Here is a 19,481-nt window from a genome sequence, read left to right on the forward strand (position 1 = left end):
TACGGAGAACCACAAGCATGGCTTTTGATCATCGCAAATACGCAGCTTTTCGGCCGGTGGCCAAAACTGATCGCCGCTGGCCAGACAAGGTTATCCAAAAGGCACCCACTTGGTGTGCGGTGGATCTTCGCGATGGCAACCAGGCTCTGGTAAAGCCTATGAATGTTGCCCAGAAACAGCGCATGTTCGATTTGCTCGTAAAACTGGGGTTCAAGGAGATCGAAATCGGCTTTCCCGCAGCTAGCCAGCCGGATTTTGATTTTTGCCGCAAGCTGATTGAAGAAAACCGAATTCCTGAGGATGTGAAAATCCAGGTGCTTACCCAGGCACGGCCAGCGTTGATTGAACGCACCTATGAGGCCTTGAAAGGTGCCCGTCGCGCCATTGTTCACGTTTATAACTCTACGTCGACGGTACAGCGTGAGCAGGTGTTTGGGCTGGATCGGGCGGGAATCCGGGACATCGCGGTAAGGGGCGCTCAAGTGGTCAAGGATTTGGCTGCTCAGCATCCAGAAACGGAGTGGACTTTTCAGTACTCGCCGGAGAGCTTTACAGGCACAGAATTGGATTTTGCCGTTGAAGTTATTGATGCGGTATCGGACGTATGGCGCCCAGATGAAGGGCAGCCGGTTATTATTAACTTGCCTGCAACTGTGGAAATGTCCACGCCGAACGTGTTCGCAGATCAGATCGAATGGGTGTGTGACAACATTCGCCGCCGGGACTACATAAGCATCAGTGTGCACACCCACAATGACCGGGGCTGTGGTGTGGCAGCGGCGGAGTTGGCGGTTATGGCCGGGGCAGATCGCGTTGAAGGTACGCTGATGGGCAACGGTGAGCGCACGGGCAACATGGATTTGGTAACCATGGCTATGAACCTGTATTCCCAGGGTATTGACCCCACGCTGGATTTGTCTGGCATGGCGGAGATTACGGAGGTTGTTGAGGCCTGTACTGAAATCTCTACCCATCCTCGCCATCCGTACGCTGGCGAGCTGGTGTTCACCGCGTTCTCGGGTAGCCATCAGGACGCCATTCGTAAATGCCTGGCGCGTAGAAAAGATGGGGATGCATGGAATGTCGCGTATTTGCCTATAGATCCATTTGATTTGGGTCGTCGGTACGAAGAGGTTGTGCGTATCAACAGCCAATCTGGTAAAGGCGGGGTGGCCTATATCCTCGAGCGAGACTACAACATCAGCTTGCCGCGCTGGCTGCAGATCGAGTTCAGCAAGGTGGTTCAACAGGCCGCAGAAACGAATGGTGGCGAGATTGATTCAATGGCCATTCATAGCTTGTTTGAGCAACGTTACCTGAAGGTTCATGACGACTGGGCGCTGCGTGGCTATGATCTGCACAGAGATGAGAATGGCGTTTACGCTGAGGTGACCTTTGGTTGTGAATCGGCCCCGGCGAGGCTCGAAGGACATGGCCTTGGTGCGGTGGAGGCAGTTTCTGCTGCGCTGGAGAAGCGCTTTGGGTTTGCTATAGCGGTAGAAGCCTATGATGAGTTTGCGTTGGGAGAGGGCACCCAGGCCAATGCGCTGGCCTGTATCCGTTTGACCGCCGGAGGCAAGCATTGCAGTGCGGCAGCCTTGGCCGAAGATACAACCTCCGCAACTCTGCAGGCATTGTTTTCCGCAGTCGCCCAAGCAGCGGGTGAGTTTGAGGGCAAGGTTGGCAGCCAGGAAGGTGCGGTAAGCGCCTGATAAGGCGAGCCCATTACTCGTTTATTTCGCTCAAAATGCAACAAGCCGGCACAGGTGCCGGCTTGTTGCATTCTTCCATGCCCGTGAGGGGCAAAGGTTAAACGGGTGTTACGTTTTCCGCCTGTGGGCCTTTTGGGCCCTGTGTGACGGTGAACTGTACTTGCTGACCTTCGGTCAGGGTACGGAACCCGCCAGAGTTGATGGCACTGTAGTGCACAAAGACGTCATCGCCGCCGTCCTGAGCAATGAAGCCGAACCCTTTGGATTCGTTAAACCACTTTACGCTGCCTGTTTTTGTATCTGACATTGATCTTTCCTGTATTTCTGAGATTCCCCCTCACGGGGCGCTGAAGATTTTCCACAGCAAATTTAGTATAGACCGACTTTGGGGGTCGTCAACGTTGTCTGAACGGCTTCTTTCAGCGGTGGAACTGTTCGCTGATTTCTTCAAGGATAGCCGGGTCATCAATGGTGCTTGGCACCGCGTATTCTTCCCCATCAGCGATTTGACGGATAACCCGCCGCAGGATCTTGCCGGACCGGGTCTTGGGTAGGCGTTCTACCACTAGCGCTCGGCGAAAGCAGGCGATGGCGCCAATCTTGTCTCGCACCATTTCAACCAGCTCTTCTTCGAGCTCGTCATGATCAATGGTGGCGCCGTCTTTTATAAGTACCAGGCCGAGCGGAACCTGGCCTTTCATGTCGTCGTGAGCACCTACCACGCAGCACTCGGCAATGGCCGGATGCGCTGCAACCACTTCTTCCATCTCACCGGTGGAGAGGCGGTGGCCGGCAACGTTAATGACATCATCTGTGCGGCCCATAACAAAAACATAGCCATCTTCATCAATAAAACCGCCATCACCCGAGCTGTAAAAACCTGGTATGAGAGTGAGGTAACTGTCTTGGAAGCGCTGATCATCACCCCAGACTGTTACCAGGCACCCGGGGGGGAGTGGCAGCTTGACTGCAATCTGGCCTTGTTCTCCCGCTGGCATTTGACTGCCGCGTGGATCCACAACCTGTACGTTATAGCCAGGTGCTGGAACGGTTGCCGACCCAGGCTTGATAGGCAAGGTCTCGATGCCAACCGGATTGCAGCATATGGCCCAGCCAGTTTCCGTTTGCCACCAGTGATCCATAATGGGGAGCTGGGTGTGCTCACTGAGCCACTCATAAGTAGGTGGGTCCAGGCGCTCACCCGCAAGAAAGATGCATCTTAGCGAGCTGATATCGTAGCGTGAGAGTTGATCGGCTTCTGGATCTTCCTTGCGCACCGCGCGGAAGGCTGTGGGTGCAGTAAACAGCAGGTTCACACTGTGTTCCTGAACAACTCGCCAAAAGGCGCCAGCGTCGGGCGTTTTTACGGGTTTGCCTTCATAAAGAATGGTTGTGCAGCCAGCAAATAAAGGGGCGTACACAATATAGCTATGGCCTACGACCCAACCCACGTCGGAGGCTGCCCAGAACACGTCGCCTGGGCGGGCATCATAAACCAGCTTCATGCTGTATTTAAGGGCCACCGCATGGCCACCGTTGTCTCTTACCACACCTTTTGGCTTACCGGTGGTGCCTGAGGTGTAAAGCACATAAAGCGGGTCGGTGGCTTTAACTGGAACTGGATCAGCCGGCTCGGCATTGGCCACCAGATCGACCCAGTCGTGGTCGCGGCCACTGTGCATTTGAGCTTTTACTTGAGGCCGTTGATAAACCAGGCAGAAATCAGGCTTGTGGGAAGCTTGCTCAATGGCTTTGTCCACCAAGGGTTTGTATTCGATCACTTTCGCAACCTCTATACCGCAGGATGCTGTGATGACGGCTTTGGGTTGAGCATCGTCGATTCTTACTGCGAGCTCGTGGGCTGCAAAACCGCCGAAAACCACTGAGTGAACTGCACCAATGCGAGCGCAGCCCAGCATTGCGATGACCGCTTCCGGAATCATGGGCATGTAGATGATGACCACGTCACCTTTGCTGATTCCCTGTGCTTTCAAGGCGCCGGCGAAGCGTGCAACTTCGTCGGTTAGTTCTGTGTAGGTATAGCTACACTTTGTACCTGTAACCGGCGAGTCGTAGATGAGGGCTTTTTGATCTCCGCGTCCGGCTCGTACGTTGGCGTCCAGGGCTACGTCAGACGTATTGAGCGTCGCATCAGGAAACCATCGGCCATGTCCATTATCGGTTGCCTGCCAGATGGTCTCGGGCGGCTGGATCCAGTCAATGCTGCCTGCCTTCTCGCGCCAGAACTCTTCCGGTTTGTCTATTGATCTCCGGAACTCTGAGTTGTAGTCCATACCTTCTGCCTCGTAGTGCCTGATGTTATTCTGTTGTTAGTTATCCCAACTTTAGGCGCTTTGAGGCAGTGATCCAGTAGACCATTGGATTAGTTCCCCGGGTTTTGGGGCCAACTGTCGCCTGGATTTACGGATTTGATCTCAGCCGTGAACATGCCGTTTGCCACGTGGGCAGAAATCCAGTCGCCTGCGGCAACGTCAGGGGCGTTGCGGATGATGTTGCCCTGTTCATCGCGAACAATGGCATACCCGCGTCCCAGCGTGGCCAGTGGGCTTACCACGTTGAGGGCGCCAGCCGTATGCTCCAGCCTATCCTGAAGTTTTGTCAGTATCCCCTGTACCGCCTTGTCCAGCTGATAGGCTGAGCGCTCAAGGGCTTCACGACTGCCAGTAAGCTGCTTTCGAGGGGATTGCATAACAAGCCGCTGCGTTAAGTGACTGCTACGCACCTGGGAGCGATTCAGGTGCTGCTCCATGGCTTTGCCAAGCCGCAGTTCCAGGCCATCCAGGCGTTGGGCCTTTTCCAGCAGTTCGCGACGGGGATCCCGAAGGCGCGCGGAGAGATGCTCCAGTTTTGTACTAAGTCGCTGAAGCGCTCTTTTAGCGGCGTTTGCGAGCCGGAATTCGCGATCGTTTATCTGCCGGAGTATGTCTCTTTGGTCGGGCGATACTTTCTCCGCCGCCGCAGAGGGTGTTGGCGCTCGCAGGTCTGCCACAAAGTCGGCAATCGTAACGTCGGTCTCATGGCCAACGGCGCTCACCGTGGGAATAGCGCAGGCCGCGATGCTCTGGCCACGGCTTCTTCATTAAAGCACCAAAGATCCTCCAGTGAGCCGCCACCACGCCCGACAATCAGTACGTCGGCAACCCCGTGCGCTTGTGCCAGCCCAATAGCCCTTACTATTTCTGCGGTCGCGGGCTGGCCCTGGACCGTTGTGGGGTAAAGCGTGACCGGGATGCCTGGGCAACGCCGGGCCAGAACCGTGAGGATATCGTGTATAGCGGCGCCGGTTGGGGAGGTAACCACGCCGATGTGCGTAGGCAGGGTGGGAATCGGCTTCTTTCTGCCTGCCTCAAACAGGCCTTCTGCCTGAAGTTTACGTTTCAGCTCCTCGAAAGCCTGCTGCAACGCACCCAAGCCTGCGGGCTCAATGTGCTCAGCAATAATCTGAAAATCGCCTCGGTTTTCGTACAGGGTCACCTTGCCGCGAATGCGAACCTTGTCACCTTCTTTTGGAATGCTGCGAATGCGCTGGTTCATCCCCCGGAACATGGCACAACGAATCTGGCATTTTTGATCCTTCAGGGAAAAATACCAGTGGCCGGATGAAGGGCGCGAGAAGCCCGAGAGCTCGCCTTCAACCCATACCTGCATGAAGCTGGATTCCAGCAGGTGCCTGGCCTGGTGGTTCAGTTCGCTGACAGACAGCGTTCTGGGCCGGGTATCCTGAAACACGTCGTTCACCAAAAGCTCCTGGCCGGCCTATGTGCATATACGCAAATGCCGAGAAATATGAGTGTAAATTGCTGGAATTTCAAACGCATGCGGTAATTGAGAGGAAATTGCGCAGTTTACTGACCTGCGACACCTCTTTATAATGGTTCGATTACGCATTTTACTTTGCGGTTGCACCTTCATATCTACAACAGGTGCCGCGCGGAAGGTTTAAATTTAGCACGTTCAAAAGGCCGATCCCAATGCTGCGAATTGCCGAAGAAGCTCTCACATTTGATGACGTACTGTTGGTACCCGGTTATTCCGAGGTTCTGCCACACCAAGTAGACCTGCGCACCAGGCTAACCCGGACGATTACGTTGAACATACCGCTGGTGTCTGCGGCCATGGATACGGTAACCGACGCAGAGCTGGCAATTGCCATGGCCCAGGAAGGCGGTATTGGCATTATGCATAAAAACATGAACCCGGATCAGCAGGCCGCTGAAGTGCGTAGGGTGAAAAAATTCGAAAGTGGCGTGGTAAAAGACCCGATTACTGTCAGCCCGAAAAACACCGTGCGCGAGCTGATGGAAATCACCATGGCCAACAATATCTCCGGTTTGCCGGTGGTTGACGGAACCGAGCTGGTTGGCATTGTTACCGGTCGGGACATCCGTTTTGAGAGCAGCATGGATACACCGGTGCACCAGATCATGACACCGAAAGAGAAACTGGTGACTGTGCAAGAAGGCGCTAGCCTGGATGAGGTTAAAGAATTGCTGCACCGCCATCGCATTGAAAAAGTACTGGTGGTAAATGCTGATTTTCAGCTTCGCGGTCTGATTACCGCTAAAGATATTCAAAAATCCAAAGATTACCCGCTGGCCTGTAAAGACAGCCAGGGGCGCTTGCGTGTGGGCGCGGCGGTGAGTACTGGCGGTGATACCGATGCTCGGATTATTGCACTGGCCGATGCCGGCGTGGATGTCATTGTTGTGGACACTGCCCACGGCCACTCGCGCGGAGTCATCGAGAGAGTGCGCTGGATTAAAAAGCACTATCCGGACCTTCAGGTGATCGGCGGCAACATTGCCACCGGTGAAGCGGCTATAGCGTTGGCTGATGCCGGTGTAGATGCCGTGAAAGTGGGTATTGGCCCAGGCTCTATCTGCACCACCCGCATTGTGGCTGGCGTGGGCGTGCCGCAGATTTCTGCCGTATCCAGCGTTGCTGAAGCGCTGAAAGATCGTGACATTCCGCTAATTGCTGATGGTGGCGTGCGCTTCTCTGGCGACATTTCCAAAGCTATCGTTGCTGGCGCCCACTGCGTGATGATTGGCAGCCTGTTGGCGGGCACCGATGAAGCGCCCGGCGAAATCGAACTCTATCAGGGTCGCAGCTACAAGGCCTATCGTGGCATGGGATCAATAGGCGCCATGGGGCAGGGGTCAAGTGACCGCTATTTCCAGGATGCCAGTAAAGGGATTGATAAGTTGGTGCCGGAAGGCATTGAAGGTCGCGTTGCCTGTAAAGGGCCAATGCGCAATATCATCCATCAGTTGATCGGTGGCCTGCGCGCATCCATGGGTTACACCGGAAGTGCAACCATGACCGACATGCGCACCAAGCCGCAGTTTGTGCGCATTACTGGCGCCGGCATGCGTGAGAGCCATGTGCACGACGTAACCATCACCAAAGAAGCGCCAAATTACCGCGCTAGCTGAGAACAGGCAGCCTGAGTGCGGCTCATGTCAGAGCCGCACAGTTTATTTTTTCGAGGATTCTATGGCCCACAACATTCACGACCACCGTATCCTGATTCTGGATTTTGGTTCTCAGTACACCCAGCTAATTGCACGTCGGGTGCGTGACATTGGCGTGTACTGCGAAGTTCGCGCGTTCGATATCACCGACGAAGAACTGGAAGATTTCAACCCCAAAGGCATTCTGCTGGCCGGTGGACCGGAGTCGGTTACAGAGTTGGATTGTCCTCGCGCGCCAGAAGGGTTATTTGAGCGTGGCATTCCGGTGCTGGGTATCTGTTACGGCATGCAAACCATGGCCGAACAATTGGGCGGCCGGGTTGCCAGCTCAGAGAAGCGTGAATTTGGTTATGCCCAAGTGAAAGTGCGAGCCAAAGGCCCGCTGCTGGAAGACATCACGGATCACCTGACTGCGACTGGCGAATCTCTGTTAGACGTGTGGATGAGCCATGGTGACAAAGTTGTGGCCATGCCCGAGGGGTTTGAACTGCTGGCTTCTACCGAAAGTGCGCCTATAGCAGCTATGCAGGATATGTCTCGCAATCTTTACGGCCTGCAGTTTCATCCGGAAGTGACTCACACTCTACAAGGCAAGCGCATTCTTGAGCACTTTGTAATGACAATCTGCGGCTGCGAAGCCTTGTGGACACCGGCCAAAATTGTTGATGACGCTGTAAACAAGATCCGTGAGCAGGTTGGTACCGATAAAGTGCTGTTGGGCCTGTCTGGCGGCGTGGATTCGTCGGTTACCGCAGCACTTCTGCACAAGGCGATTGGCGACCAGCTTACCTGTGTGTTTGTAGATAACGGCCTGCTGCGCCTGAACGAAGGCGATCAGGTAATGGACATGTTCGGTAGCAGCATGGGCGTAAAAGTGATTCGCGCCGATGCGGAAGAGCGCTTCCTGACCAACCTCAAGGGCGTTAGCGATCCTGAGCAGAAGCGCAAAGTGATTGGCAATACCTTCATTGACGTGTTCGATGAAGAAGCCACACGCATTAAAGATGTGAACTGGCTGGCTCAGGGTACGATTTATCCAGACGTGATTGAATCGGCGGCTTCAAAAACCGGCAAGTCCCATGTGATCAAATCGCATCACAATGTGGGTGGCCTGCCGGAAACCATGAAGATGAAGCTGGTAGAGCCGTTGCGTGAGTTGTTTAAAGACGAAGTTCGGCGCATTGGTTTGGAGCTAGGCCTGCCGTACGACATGGTTTATCGCCACCCATTCCCGGGCCCGGGTTTAGGTGTGCGCATTCTGGGGGAGGTGAAGAAAGACTACGCCGACATCCTGCGCCGCGCCGATGCCATCTTCCTGGAAGAATTGCACCGCGCTGATTTTTACCACAAAACCAGCCAGGCCTTTGCGGTATTCCTGCCGGTGAAATCTGTGGGTGTGGTGGGCGACGCCCGACGCTACGAGTGGGTAATCGCACTGCGGGCCGTTGAAACCATCGATTTCATGACAGCTCGCTGGGCGCATCTGCCTTATGAGCTGCTGGAAACTGTGTCTAACCGCATCATCAATGAGATCAGCGGTGTATCACGGGTGACCTATGATGTGTCTTCCAAGCCGCCCGCTACGATTGAGTGGGAGTAGCTATCTTCTGGTCGCGGCTCTGTTTATACAGGGTTGTGCCCAACTGCCCCCGCTAAATGCATCGTCGCTGTCGTACGCGTTTGATCGCCCGGAGGAAACGCGCCTGGGCCGCGAGATTCAGCCTCATCTGCAGGGCCAACCGGGTGATTCCGGGTTTTACATTCAGGACACCGGCCTGCAGGCTTTTCTTCAGCGCGCCGCGCTGATTGAGGCTGCCGAACAAAGTATTGACGCGCAGTACTACATCTGGAACGGCGATGTGTCGGGAACGTATCTGGCGCGACGTCTGCTGGTGGCCGCCGACCGCGGTGTGCGTGTGAGGTTGTTGCTCGATGATATCAACGTAGATGGCGGCGATACGATGCTCGTCGCGCTGGATCGGCATCCCAATATCGAGATCGCCATCTACAATCCCTTCGCGGTTCGCCGGGGTATCGGTAAATGGCTGGGCTTTCTCACCGACTTTCAGCGTCTCAATCAGCGTATGCACAACAAGACCTTCGTGGCCGATGGCGCGCTAGGCATCATGGGTGGCCGCAATATCGGAGACGAGTATTTCGATCTACACCCACAGGTGAATTTCCGCGACCGCGATGTCCTGATAGCAGGCCCGATCGTTGCTGATCTGTCTGCCAATTTCGATGCGTTTTGGAACAGCGCGTCAAGCTATCCCATTAACCAGTTGGAGCCTGACGCTGCGCAGGGGCAGGGTCTGAACGCACAGTTGGATCAGGTCCGTTTGGCAGCATCCGATACCACCGGTCTCACCCGGGTGCCGCCGCAAAACGCGACCGCGGCGCTTGAGTACATGACACAGACGCTATCGGTACTGATCTGGGCTGAGGGAGAGCTGGTGTTCGATTCACCGTTGGTGAATAGCCAGGCAGCTACCGATCGCCCTCAGCGCAGTGCCCAAGCACTGCACAAACTTGTTGAGCAGGCCGACAAAGAAATTCTGGTGGAATCCGCTTATCTCATTCTCGGAGACGATCAGCTCGATATACTGAAAAAGACCAGGGCGCGGGGTGTCCGTGTCTTGGCCCTGACCAATTCACTGGCCTCTAATGACCTCACCACCAATCATGCCGGCTACGCACGTCGTCGCGGTGCGATGCTTGCCAGCGGGCTGGAACTGTATGAACTGCGGCCCGACGCAGCAGGCTGTGCGAATTGGATTGAGATGCCGGGTTTCTGCGGTCAGGGTGCGGTGGGCCTGCATGCAAAGTCGGCGGTGTTCGATCGCAAAACCTTGTACATCGGCTCGTTCAACATCAATCTGCGTTCGATCTACCTGAATTCTGAAACGGTGCTGGTGATCCACAGCCCCCAACTGGCAGTGCAGCTTGCGCAGGACATTGAAGCGGCAATGGTGCCGGGGAACAGTTGGCGAGTGACCCGTGACGCGGATGGACAGCTACTCTGGTCGGCGGATGAGGGGCAATCCTGGGCGCACGAACCGGCCACGGGATTCTGGCGGCGTTTTAAATCCGGCCTGTTCAGCTTGCTGCCCATGGAGAAGTATCTGTAACTTCGAATAGTCGTTTTCGTAGCAAGTCCTGCCTTCGCCGCCACTTTCGAGCACCCGCATCAGCACAGGAATGCCAAGTGTTACTTCCTCAACCTTGCGCGGAAGGCATTGACTCACCACTTGAAGCGATGCAGACCATGTTTCTGGTCCATATCAACTTTGTCTCAGAACACCCCGGGGCCCCGCGCATGTTATTCGGCGAACTTCAGGGCGCCAAATCGACGCCGGCAAAACGCCTGGCGCACGAGTTGCTCAAGCATTACGCGGAGAGTTGACCCCGAACCTGGATAACCATGCGGCGGCCATCCTATTTATTGGCACCATTCAGGGTTTGATCATGCAATCGCTGATTTCGGGTGAGATGGAGCAAATGCGTAGGGATGCGCCAAGCGTGTTTGCCATATACCGGCGCGGAATTGCCTGCGCAAAACTTCCGTTGTTCTTGTTCTGGTAAGATTTTGGAGTTGAATGCTCCAGCGCCAGCCCAGCGTTGTTCTGAAGATCCATGCGACTCTCTGGTTGGTTGTGAGCGTCTGGTCTGTATTGTTGGCTGGATCCAGCTCAATCTTAGTCAGATTAAGTGTGCATTGCTTGAAGAATGTCCGAAATAATGCTACAAATTTCGGACATGAAGGATGCTACTTTAGACTTGAAATCCAGGATCTTGGCGCGAATCGGCAATGGCGCGCAACGAGGTGTCTGGACACCACAAGATTTCCTCGACCTTGGCATGCGAGGTGCCGTGGACAAAACGCTGCAGAGACTGGTGCGCGCCGGGAATTTGCGGCGGATTGATCGTGGCCTTTATGACAAGCCATCTATCAATAGTCTGACACAAAAATGCAGCCCCCCCGATCCAAGACACGTTATTGATGCGATTGCCCGTAGGGATCAAATACGCGTACTTGTCGATGGCATGACCGCAGCAAATGATCTCGGATTGACGAATGCGGTTCCTGCGAAGATCGTTGTGCATGCTGATGCACGGCTTAAATCAATCCCGCTTGGCCAAATGGAAATCATCTTCAAGCCAACGGCTGCAAGCAAGCTCTATTGGGCAGGACGGCCAGCCATGCGCATCGTTCAGGCGCTGCATTGGTTGCGGGATACGATGGGCCAAGGCGATGAAGCTCAGATTCTGATCCGTCGTTTGAACGCAATTCTTCATAATCCGGCCGATGGGCGAATCCTCCGAGAGGATCTTTTTGAGGGCCTACCGACACTGCCAACGTGGATGCAGAATTTGCTGCGACCGATGCTCAAAGAAGAGGTGGGCTCATGATGAATCCTGCATTCGATCAGATTATGGCGGCGGATCACGAGACGAGGTTGGGCCTTTTTACGACAACGGCTCAGCGCTTGGGAACCACTCCCCAGAATGTCGAAAAGGATTTCTGGGTTTGTTGGACTCTCGATGCGCTTTTCAACGGACTGTCAGACAGACCACGACTGCTTTTTAAGGGCGGTACGTCGCTCTCCAAAGGGTTTGGTCTGATCAGACGATTCTCGGAGGATATCGACGTCACCGTATTTCGTGACGATCTGGGAGAAGCGGCTTCATACGAAGAACTAAAAGCACTCAGCGGCAAGAAGCGCAGCAAGGCTCTGGATGACATCAAGGCAGCCTGTGAGACTTACATCAATGGTTCGTGTTTAGCCGGGCTCTCAGCGATCGTTAGCGAGACTGCGAGTCGTAACGGGTTCGATGCTGGCCAGTTTTTCGTCGAGCCAGATCCTGAAGACAGCCAAGCGCTTTATCTACGTTACCCGACTGCGACGCCTGTCGACACGTATGTCACCAAGGCGGTGAAAATAGAGTCGGGGGCCAAATCAGCACTTGACCCCAACACCGACCGGACCATCCGGCCTTATCTCGAGCACGATGTACCCGGCATCGACCTTGGTGTCGGCAATGTCACAACGGTGGATGCGCAACGGACCTTCTGGGACAAAATCGTGATCTTGCATGGACTTCGGCGCTGGTTCGATAACCGCGGCGAGCTCAAAGGAAATGGCCAGCGCGTGTCCCGTCACTATTACGATGCCTGTCAGTTGTTGGCGTCGGTAGTCGGAAAAAAGGCGTTGCAGGATCGCGAGCTTGGTGCCGACTGCATTTTACATGCCCGCATGTTCTTCAATCGCCCCCCTTTCGACCTCGCGACAGCAGTAGCGCCTACGTTTTCTATTCGTCCAGAAGGAAAAATGCTCGACGACCTTCGGCGCGATTATCGCGCCATGTCGGGAATGATTTTCGGCGAAGCTCCCGCGTTCGATGCGATTATTGAGGACATAGCCCGGCTTGAGAAATCCCTGAACGCACAGCCGGCAGAGAACTTTTCAGAGTCTGACGGTCACGAGCATATCTAAGAAGACTGAGGCCAGGTTTATTTCTGCTTGAAATACAATGGATGCACTAAAAATGATTGAACGAACCTTCCAAAACATTCCAGACGGAAAGGTTGGTGAAGCGGATCAGCATTCCCTTTTCGCCGGCCTGGGATGGTCGCGAGGAACGACATGGGAGGAAGGCGAGCCTGCATTTTTTCTAGATTCGATTGATGAGCTGAAGTTAAGTCGTGGCTCGTTTGAGCGCGCGCTCAAACGTTTGATAAAGGGCATCGGAACCCATCTGCGCAGTGCCAGGATCGTTATAACAGCGCGACCAATCCCCTTCGATGAACAGCTGGTTCGGCAGCTGCTGCCTATTCCTCCAGCTCTTTCGACGGAACCCCTTGAAGAGAAATTCGCAAAGATCGCGATGGGTGATCATCAGCAACAGCGCGAAGACAAAAACAGAGATGTTGCACCTGAGTGGCGGTCTGTCGCGCTTACCGTCATGTTCAGATTAAGGATGATGCTCAGCACGAGGGTTCTTATACATCGGATACTCGAGACGACGCTGAGCGCGCACGATCCAGACAAGAGCGGCTGGATCGATGTTGATGAGCTTTTCCAGATTGCCTCTTGAGAATGACCGGAAGCTAATGAAGGTTAAAGCGTAGGACTGAGCTCGTGGGGAGTTTCCACTGAAGCCGTCCATGCGGATCGCTTGGTAAAAAAACCGAATAATGGTATTTTCGTGGCGCTTCTTGGGCTAGCCAGTATCATATTTGTACAGGGCGCTATCAGCAGAGCTGCGTTTATGCCGGATATACAGAACACTGACGAGTACTGGATGGCCCGTGCGCTTACCTTGGCAACCCGCGGGGCTTCCGTGGGCGAGGTGCCCGTCGGTGCTGTTGTCGTTCGTGATGGCAAAGAACTCGGCACGGGCTTCAATACACCGATTACCGGCTGCGACCCCACTGCCCACGCGGAGGTCTGCGCATTGCGCGATGCTGCGGCACGGGAAGGGAATTATCGTCTGACCGGGGCAACGCTTTATGTCACCCTGGAACCCTGCACTATGTGCGTTGGCGCCATTGTCCACAGTCGAATCAGTCGCCTTGTTTATGGTGCTTCTGAGCCGAAGGCAGGGGCGGTTGAATCCGCTCGACGCACCTTGGATGAGCCCCACCTGAACTGGCAAGTGGAAACGGTAGGTGGCATCCTGAAAGATGATTGCAGCCAGATTATCAGCGACTTTTTCAGCCGCCGGCGCGCCGAAATCCGGCAGCGGCGCAAACAAGATTCAGGGAAGGAGTAATTCTGCATGAAAGTATTGGTAACCGGCGGCGCCGGATATATCGGTAGCCATGTTGTTCGTCAATTGGCTGAAGCAGGGCATGACATTGTCGTTTTCGACAATCTCTCCACAGGTTACCGTTGGGCCGTGACGGCTGGCGAGTTGGTGGAGGGAGACCTGGCGAACGAAGCCGAAATCGATCAGGTGTTCTCCAATCACCGGTTTGACGCAGTTTTGCACTTTGCCGCCAACATAGTCGTGCCAGAATCTGTTGCCAATCCCCTGAAGTATTACAGCAATAACACCCGTAATACGTTGAACCTGCTCAAGGCCGTCGATAAGTACACAGTGCCATACATGGTGTTTTCCTCAACGGCTGCGGTTTATGGTATGCCCGAGCAGACGGTGCTTGCGGAGGATCTCCCTCTTGATCCAATCAATCCCTATGGCGCATCCAAAATGATGAGCGAGCGGATGATCATGGATCTCGCAGCTGCTTCCGATCTTAATTACGTTGTCCTGCGTTACTTTAACGTGGCCGGTGCTAACCCTGACGGCTTGCTGGGCCAGGCGACACCGGAAGCCACTCACCTGATCAAGGTGGCTTGTGAGTGTGTAACCGGGCAGCGTGATGGCATGAGTGTGTTTGGCACCGACTATGACACCAGCGATGGCACCTGCGTGCGCGATTATATTCACGTGGAAGATCTCGCCAGTGCCCATGTGATGGCTTTGGATTATATGGCCGGTGGTGGCGAGTCGAAGGTTATGAACTGCGGCTATGGCCGTGGGTTTACCGTGCGTGAAGTCATTGATGTGGTGCGCAAGCAATCCGGTGTCGATTTCCCGGTAACTGAGGCCGGCCGCAGGGCCGGCGATCCAGCTGCGTTGATGGCAGATAATACACTGATTAAAAAGACCCTCGGCTGGCAACCTGCCTATGACAATCTGGAAACGATTGTTGGTACTGCGTTGGCCTGGGAAGCTGTCTGGCAGAAGAAGAAAGATGCGGCTGGCCAGCAATAAACTGTTTTTAAATTAAAATGTCGGGATTTAACGGATGAAAATAACGATTTTTGGTACCGGTTACGTCGGGCTTGTTACCGGAGCTTGTCTGGCCGACGTCGGCCATGATGTACTCTGCATGGATGTTGACCAGGCAAAAATTGAAAAGCTGAAGAACGGGCAAATTCCCATCTTTGAGCCGGGTCTTGAAAACATCGTAAAGCACACCGTGGAAGCTGGGCGCCTGGCGTTTACCACGGATGTGAAGGCGGCCGTTCAGCACGGCACCCTCCAGTTTATCGCGGTTGGTACGCCACCAGACGAAGACGGCTCGGCAGATCTGCAGTATGTAACAGCTGTCGCTAAATCTATCGGCCAGTACATGGACGACTATAAGGTTATTGTGGACAAGTCCACAGTGCCTGTAGGTACCGGAGACAAGGTCAAAACAGCGGTTCGTGCCCAGCTCGATAGCCGTGGCCTGGAGCTTGAGTTTGATGTGGTCTCCAACCCCGAGTTCCTGAAGGAAGGCGCGGCGATCAACGATTTCATGAAGCCGGATCGCATCATTATCGGCACAGACAGCGATAAAGCGGCAGATGTACTTCGGGAAGTGTATTACCCGTTTAACCGCAACCACGACCGCATGATCTTCATGGACATCCGGTCTGCGGAGCTGACCAAGTACGCAGCCAACTCCATGCTGGCCACCAAGATCAGCTTCATGAATGAGATTGCTAACCTGGCTGAACGCTGGGTGCCGATATTGAAGCGGTACGTCGTGGCATTGGCTCAGATCCACGAATCGGTTATCACTTTATTTACCCTGGTTGTGGTTACGGCGGTTCCTGCTTTCCCAAGGATGTGCAGGCGCTGGCACGCACAGCGGCAGATTGTGGCTATGATGCGCGCTTGCTGAATGCCGTTGAGGCGGTTAACTACGCTCAGAAGCACGTGCTGTTCGATAAGATCAGTCACTATTTCGGTGGGGATCTGAAAGGTAAAGTGGTTGCTATCTGGGGGCTGGCCTTTAAGCCGAATACCGACGACATGCGCGAAGCTTCTGCCCGCACACTCATGGAAAACCTATGGAAGGCTGGCGCGAAGGTGCAGGCGTTTGACCCAGAGGCCATGGAAGAAACCCAGCGCATCTATGGTGACCACGATGGCTTAACGCTTTGCGGCACCAAAGAGCAGACGCTTCGCGGCGCAGATGTGCTAACCATCTGTACCGAATGGAAAGAGTTCCGCTCACCGGATTTTGCCGCGATTGCATCGTCTTTGCGTGAGCCCGTGGTGTTTGATGGCAGAAATCTTTATGAGCCGGACATGCTGAAACGTCACGGCCTGATTTATTACGCTATTGGGCGCGGCCGTAACCAGTTCGATACCTGATCAATAAAACAAGGTGTGACCATGACGCAGGGCAAGGAATACTGTCTTCACGAACGGCTGGCGGCAGATACCATCAGTCTTGGCCATAGCCGTTTATGTGACGTCCGGCTGATGAACGATCAGACCTGGCCCTGGGTTCTGCTGGTGCCGGCACTTGCCGGCATTCGTGAAATCTACGAGTTAAGCCCGCAGCAACAGCACCTGTTGATTCAGGAATCCTCGGCGCTCAGTCGAGGCATGATGGAAGCATTTGGTGGCGACAAGATGAATGTGGCTGCGCTGGGAAACATGGTTCCCCAGTTGCATCTGCATCACATTGTCCGCTTTGAGGGTGATCCGGCTTGGCCTGGCCCTGTGTGGGGAAAGCAGCCGCCGATTCCTTACGATGAAGAGCAATTGGAGGAAGTTAAACGATCCCTCGCGCCGATATTGTCCCGGTTGGGCGACGATTCAGCGGCGTAATCTGCTATTGCTGGCTATCGGAGAGCCGAATGCTTGGCTAGTCGCTGAGAGCCGATCAGGATCATCCTCAGTTCTGTTTTCAGCTTGATCTTCAGCTCTTCCCGCTCTTTCGGCGTTGCATCCAGCGCGTCTGCCCCTTGATTGAACACCAGAGTGACCATCGCCTCCGCAACGAGCCGTGCATCAGAAAGCGGTTTCCGCTGCTCTTCCGCAAAACGCCGTAAATCGTCCGCAAGCTCTGTAACGAAGTGATCAATTTCGGCTTTAATCGCTGTTCGGAAGGGTTTGGAGCCACCAGTGCGCTCCCGGAGCATCAACCGGAACAGGTTGGCGTTGTTGCCGAGGTATTCCATAAAGGTTTCTACAGAGGTAGAAATAGCACTGCCATTTCGGGCGATTCGCTTGCGGGCCTGGCGCATAAGCTGCCGTAAGGCCACGCCCCCTTCATCTACCAACACTAACCCCAGCTCATCAAGATCCGCAAAATGTCGGTAGAAAGACGTTGGCGCGATACCGGCCTCCCGGGCGACTTCTCGCAGGCTCAGGCTCCCAAATCCGCGATCCGCGCTTAATTGGGCGAGGGCGGAGTCCATAAGGGAGCGCCGGGTGAGAAGTTTCTGCTCAGCTCTGGTAGACAAGATAGCGGCTCCAATGACGTATTGACGCTGCATTCTAGCGACCTGCCTACCGGGAGTCACTCGAACCCTTTCATTTGGGGGTAAACACGCCTGATTTCCCGCGCCATTATGTTTATAATGATGGGCTTTTCCAGTATGGTTTCTGCCTGATTTGGCGGGCCAGACATCAACATTAATCTCAGACACCAGACACTACGGGAACCGGTATGCGCAGTCATTATTGCGGTGGGATCAACGAATCCCACATCGATCAGGAAGTTACACTCTGCGGATGGGTACACCGCCGCCGTGACCATGGTGGGGTTATCTTCCTGGATCTGCGAGATCGGGATGGCATATCTCAGGTTGTAGTAGACCCGGATACTGCTGAAAGCTTTGCGCTTACCGAAAAGGTGCGCAGCGAATACGTGGTTAAGATCAAAGGTCTTGTGCGTCGTCGTCCGGCAGGCACTGAGAACAGCAACATGCCTACGGGCCAGGTTGAAGTGCTGGGCAAGGAAGTCACTATCCTGAACGCCGCAGCAACGCCACCTTTCCCACTGGATGAGCATGTAGACGTAGGTGAGGATGTGCGCCTGCGCTATCGCTTCATTGATCTGCGTCGCCCGGAAATGCTCAATCGTTTGCGCTTTCGCTCACGGGTAACCAGCTATATCCGCAACCACCTCGACAGCAACGGATTTATGGATGTGGAAACCCCCATCCTGACCCGCGCTACGCCTGAAGGCGCACGCGATTATCTGGTGCCTAGCCGTACCCATGAAGGCTCGTTCTTTGCGTTGCCGCAGTCGCCCCAGCTGTTCAAGCAAATGCTGATGGTGTCTGGCGTAGATCGTTATTACCAGATCGCAAAATGCTTCCGCGATGAAGATTTGCGTGCGGATCGCCAGCCTGAGTTTACCCAGGTGGATATCGAAGCGTCGTTTGTAGACGAAGAAGACTTGATGAACCTGAACGAGGGCATGATCCGCGCTCTGTTTAAAGATGTGATGAACGTTGAACTGCCGGCATTCCCGCGCATGCCATACTCCGAAGCTATGGATCGATTCGGCAGTGATAAGCCGGATCTGCGTATTCCACTTGAGCTTCAAGATGTGGGTGATCTGGTTGCTGGTGTCGATTTTAAAGTATTTGCTGGCCCTGCCAAGGACCCGAAGGGCCGTGTAGCCGCTCTGCGTGTCCCTAAAGGTGGCGAGCTGAGCCGCAAGAAGATCGATGAATACACCAAATTTGTTGGCATATACGGCGCCAAAGGTTTGGCTTACATCAAGGTGAACGATCTGGCCAAGGGCGTGGAAGGCCTGCAGTCACCCATCGTCAAGTTCCTTGGTGATGACGTTGCCATGGCTGTGATCGAGCGCACGGGAGCTGAGGACGGCGACATCGTGTTCTTCGGCGCCGACAAGACCACGGTTGTAAACGAAGCTTTGGGCGCGTTGCGTATTCGCGTTGGTCACGATCTTAACTTGTTGACCTCTGAATGGGCGCCCATGTGGGTTGTGGATTTCCCCATGTTCGAAGAGCTGCCAGATGGCGGGTTTACGGCTATTCACCACCCCTTTACAGCGCCTAGCTGCAGCTCGGAAGAGCTGGCGGCAAACCCTGCAACGGCTTTGTCCCGTGCTTACGACATGGTTCTTAATGGCACCGAGTTGGGTGGCGGATCTATGCGTATCCACAGCGAGCAGATGCAACAGGAAGTGTTCCGCATTCTGGGCATTGGCGAGGAAGAATCCCGCGCCAAGTTCGGCTTCCTGCTCGACGCCCTCAAGTACGGGTGCCCACCTCACGGTGGCTTAGCCTTGGGCCTGGATCGCTTGATCATGCTGCTCACAGGCGCCAGCTCTATCCGTGATGTAATTGCGTTCCCGAAAACCCAGAGTGCAACCTGTCTGATGACCCAGGCACCGGGTGAGGTAGACGAAAAGCAACTACGTGAGCTGAACATTCGCCTGCGCAAAAAACCGGCAAAAGTGGCTGACAACCAGGCTTCCGAAACCGAAGAAACATAAGCAGGCACT

General features: G+C 54.6%; 14 protein-coding genes and 3 pseudogenes. 13 read left to right on the top strand and 4 right to left on the bottom strand.

All coding sequences use genetic code 11. The features are described 5' to 3' along the window. The first annotated feature begins 17 nt into the window (after positions 1-17). Positions 18-1,712, top strand: coding sequence for a 2-isopropylmalate synthase (locus BCA33_RS04030; protein WP_071263601.1), 1,695 nt, complete (start codon positions 18-20; stop codon positions 1,710-1,712). Between the two features lie 97 nt (positions 1,713-1,809). On the opposite strand, the gene BCA33_RS04035 is transcribed toward BCA33_RS04030, so the two are convergent. The 3 genes and pseudogenes from BCA33_RS04035 to xseA all read right to left on the bottom strand — a co-directional run bounded on the left by BCA33_RS04035 (position 1,810) and on the right by xseA (position 5,471). After that, positions 1,810-2,019: a cold-shock protein gene (locus BCA33_RS04035; protein WP_071263603.1), complete on the bottom strand. Its 210-nt coding sequence runs from the start codon at positions 2,017-2,019 to the stop codon at positions 1,810-1,812. Between the two features lie 112 nt (positions 2,020-2,131). Continuing rightward, the gene (locus tag BCA33_RS04040; protein ID WP_071263605.1) at positions 2,132-4,006 is read right to left on the bottom strand and encodes a propionyl-CoA synthetase; all 1,875 of its coding nucleotides are present in this window, start codon (positions 4,004-4,006) and stop codon (positions 2,132-2,134) included. An 89-nt stretch (positions 4,007-4,095) separates the two neighbouring features. After that, positions 4,096-5,471, bottom strand: a pseudogene (gene xseA / locus BCA33_RS04045) (exodeoxyribonuclease VII large subunit). A 233-nt stretch (positions 5,472-5,704) separates the two neighbouring features. Here xseA and guaB point away from each other — a divergent pair. The 11 genes and pseudogenes from guaB to BCA33_RS04105 all read left to right on the top strand — a co-directional run bounded on the left by guaB (position 5,705) and on the right by BCA33_RS04105 (position 16,822). Next, positions 5,705-7,168 carry an IMP dehydrogenase gene (gene guaB, locus BCA33_RS04050; RefSeq protein WP_071263606.1) on the top strand — a complete coding sequence of 488 codons (1,464 nt, stop codon included), beginning with the start codon at positions 5,705-5,707 and terminating at the stop codon, positions 7,166-7,168. Between the two features lie 61 nt (positions 7,169-7,229). Further along, entirely contained in the window at positions 7,230-8,807 is a 1,578-nt protein-coding gene (gene guaA / locus BCA33_RS04055) for a glutamine-hydrolyzing GMP synthase (RefSeq protein WP_071263608.1), read from the top strand. Continuing rightward, a complete protein-coding gene (locus tag BCA33_RS04060) occupies positions 8,767-10,335 on the top strand; it encodes a phospholipase D family protein (RefSeq protein ID WP_071263610.1) in 1,569 nt (522 codons plus the stop codon). Before guaA ends, BCA33_RS04060 begins: the two co-directional genes overlap by 41 nt. Before the next feature lie 98 nt (positions 10,336-10,433). After that, positions 10,434-10,789, top strand: a pseudogene (locus tag BCA33_RS22665) (TetR/AcrR family transcriptional regulator); the annotation flags it as partial. Positions 10,790-10,984: 195 nt separating this feature from the next. After that, positions 10,985-11,617 (top strand): DUF6088 family protein, encoded by a 633-nt coding sequence (locus BCA33_RS04075; protein ID WP_217632605.1) that lies wholly within the window; start codon positions 10,985-10,987, stop codon positions 11,615-11,617. Then, entirely contained in the window at positions 11,614-12,702 is a 1,089-nt protein-coding gene (locus BCA33_RS04080) for a nucleotidyl transferase AbiEii/AbiGii toxin family protein (protein WP_217632606.1), read from the top strand. Before BCA33_RS04075 ends, BCA33_RS04080 begins: the two co-directional genes overlap by 4 nt. 37 nt (positions 12,703-12,739) lie before the next feature. Beyond that, positions 12,740-13,303: a hypothetical protein gene (locus BCA33_RS04085; RefSeq protein WP_139172892.1), complete on the top strand. Its 564-nt coding sequence runs from the start codon at positions 12,740-12,742 to the stop codon at positions 13,301-13,303. A 174-nt stretch (positions 13,304-13,477) separates the two neighbouring features. Next, on the top strand, positions 13,478-13,981 hold the full coding sequence (tadA, locus tag BCA33_RS04090; RefSeq protein WP_071263695.1) for a tRNA adenosine(34) deaminase TadA: 504 nt from the start codon (positions 13,478-13,480) through the stop codon (positions 13,979-13,981). 6 nt (positions 13,982-13,987) lie between these two features. Then, positions 13,988-14,986 (top strand): UDP-glucose 4-epimerase GalE, encoded by a 999-nt coding sequence (galE, locus tag BCA33_RS04095; RefSeq protein ID WP_071263617.1) that lies wholly within the window; start codon positions 13,988-13,990, stop codon positions 14,984-14,986. 34 nt (positions 14,987-15,020) lie between these two features. Next, positions 15,021-16,360, top strand: a pseudogene (locus BCA33_RS04100) (UDP-glucose/GDP-mannose dehydrogenase family protein). Positions 16,361-16,381: 21 nt separating this feature from the next. Continuing rightward, positions 16,382-16,822: an HIT domain-containing protein gene (locus BCA33_RS04105; protein ID WP_071263619.1), complete on the top strand. Its 441-nt coding sequence runs from the start codon at positions 16,382-16,384 to the stop codon at positions 16,820-16,822. Between the two features lie 14 nt (positions 16,823-16,836). On the opposite strand, the gene fabR is transcribed toward BCA33_RS04105, so the two are convergent. Continuing rightward, a complete protein-coding gene (gene fabR, locus BCA33_RS04110) occupies positions 16,837-17,460 on the bottom strand; it encodes an HTH-type transcriptional repressor FabR (protein WP_071263696.1) in 624 nt (207 codons plus the stop codon). A gap of 206 nt (positions 17,461-17,666) precedes the next feature. Here fabR and aspS point away from each other — a divergent pair, with 206 nt between their 5' ends. Next, positions 17,667-19,472 (top strand): aspartate--tRNA ligase, encoded by a 1,806-nt coding sequence (gene aspS / locus BCA33_RS04115; protein WP_071263620.1) that lies wholly within the window; start codon positions 17,667-17,669, stop codon positions 19,470-19,472. Positions 19,473-19,481 lie beyond the last annotated feature (9 nt).

This window comes from Marinobacter sp. AC-23, assembly GCF_001858325.1.
GTDB lineage: Bacteria > Pseudomonadota > Gammaproteobacteria > Pseudomonadales > Oleiphilaceae > Marinobacter.

What these genes read in the sequence shown, in the direction of transcription:
- BCA33_RS04105 (WP_071263619.1), top strand. Translation starts at nt 16,382, where the DNA reads ATGACGCAGGGCAAGGAATACTGTCTTCACGAACGGCTGGCGGCAGAT.
- BCA33_RS04080 (WP_217632606.1), top strand. Translation starts at nt 11,614, where the DNA reads ATGATGAATCCTGCATTCGATCAGATTATGGCGGCGGATCACGAGACG.
- BCA33_RS04060 (WP_071263610.1), top strand. Translation starts at nt 8,767, where the DNA reads ATGTGTCTTCCAAGCCGCCCGCTACGATTGAGTGGGAGTAGCTATCTT.
- guaB (WP_071263606.1), top strand. Translation starts at nt 5,705, where the DNA reads ATGCTGCGAATTGCCGAAGAAGCTCTCACATTTGATGACGTACTGTTG.
- BCA33_RS04035 (WP_071263603.1), bottom strand. Translation starts at nt 2,019, where the DNA reads ATGTCAGATACAAAAACAGGCAGCGTAAAGTGGTTTAACGAATCCAAA.
- tadA (WP_071263695.1), top strand. Translation starts at nt 13,478, where the DNA reads ATGCCGGATATACAGAACACTGACGAGTACTGGATGGCCCGTGCGCTT.
- aspS (WP_071263620.1), top strand. Translation starts at nt 17,667, where the DNA reads ATGCGCAGTCATTATTGCGGTGGGATCAACGAATCCCACATCGATCAG.
- BCA33_RS04030 (WP_071263601.1), top strand. Translation starts at nt 18, where the DNA reads ATGGCTTTTGATCATCGCAAATACGCAGCTTTTCGGCCGGTGGCCAAA.
- BCA33_RS04040 (WP_071263605.1), bottom strand. Translation starts at nt 4,006, where the DNA reads ATGGACTACAACTCAGAGTTCCGGAGATCAATAGACAAACCGGAAGAG.
- guaA (WP_071263608.1), top strand. Translation starts at nt 7,230, where the DNA reads ATGGCCCACAACATTCACGACCACCGTATCCTGATTCTGGATTTTGGT.
- BCA33_RS04085 (WP_139172892.1), top strand. Translation starts at nt 12,740, where the DNA reads ATGGATGCACTAAAAATGATTGAACGAACCTTCCAAAACATTCCAGAC.
- galE (WP_071263617.1), top strand. Translation starts at nt 13,988, where the DNA reads ATGAAAGTATTGGTAACCGGCGGCGCCGGATATATCGGTAGCCATGTT.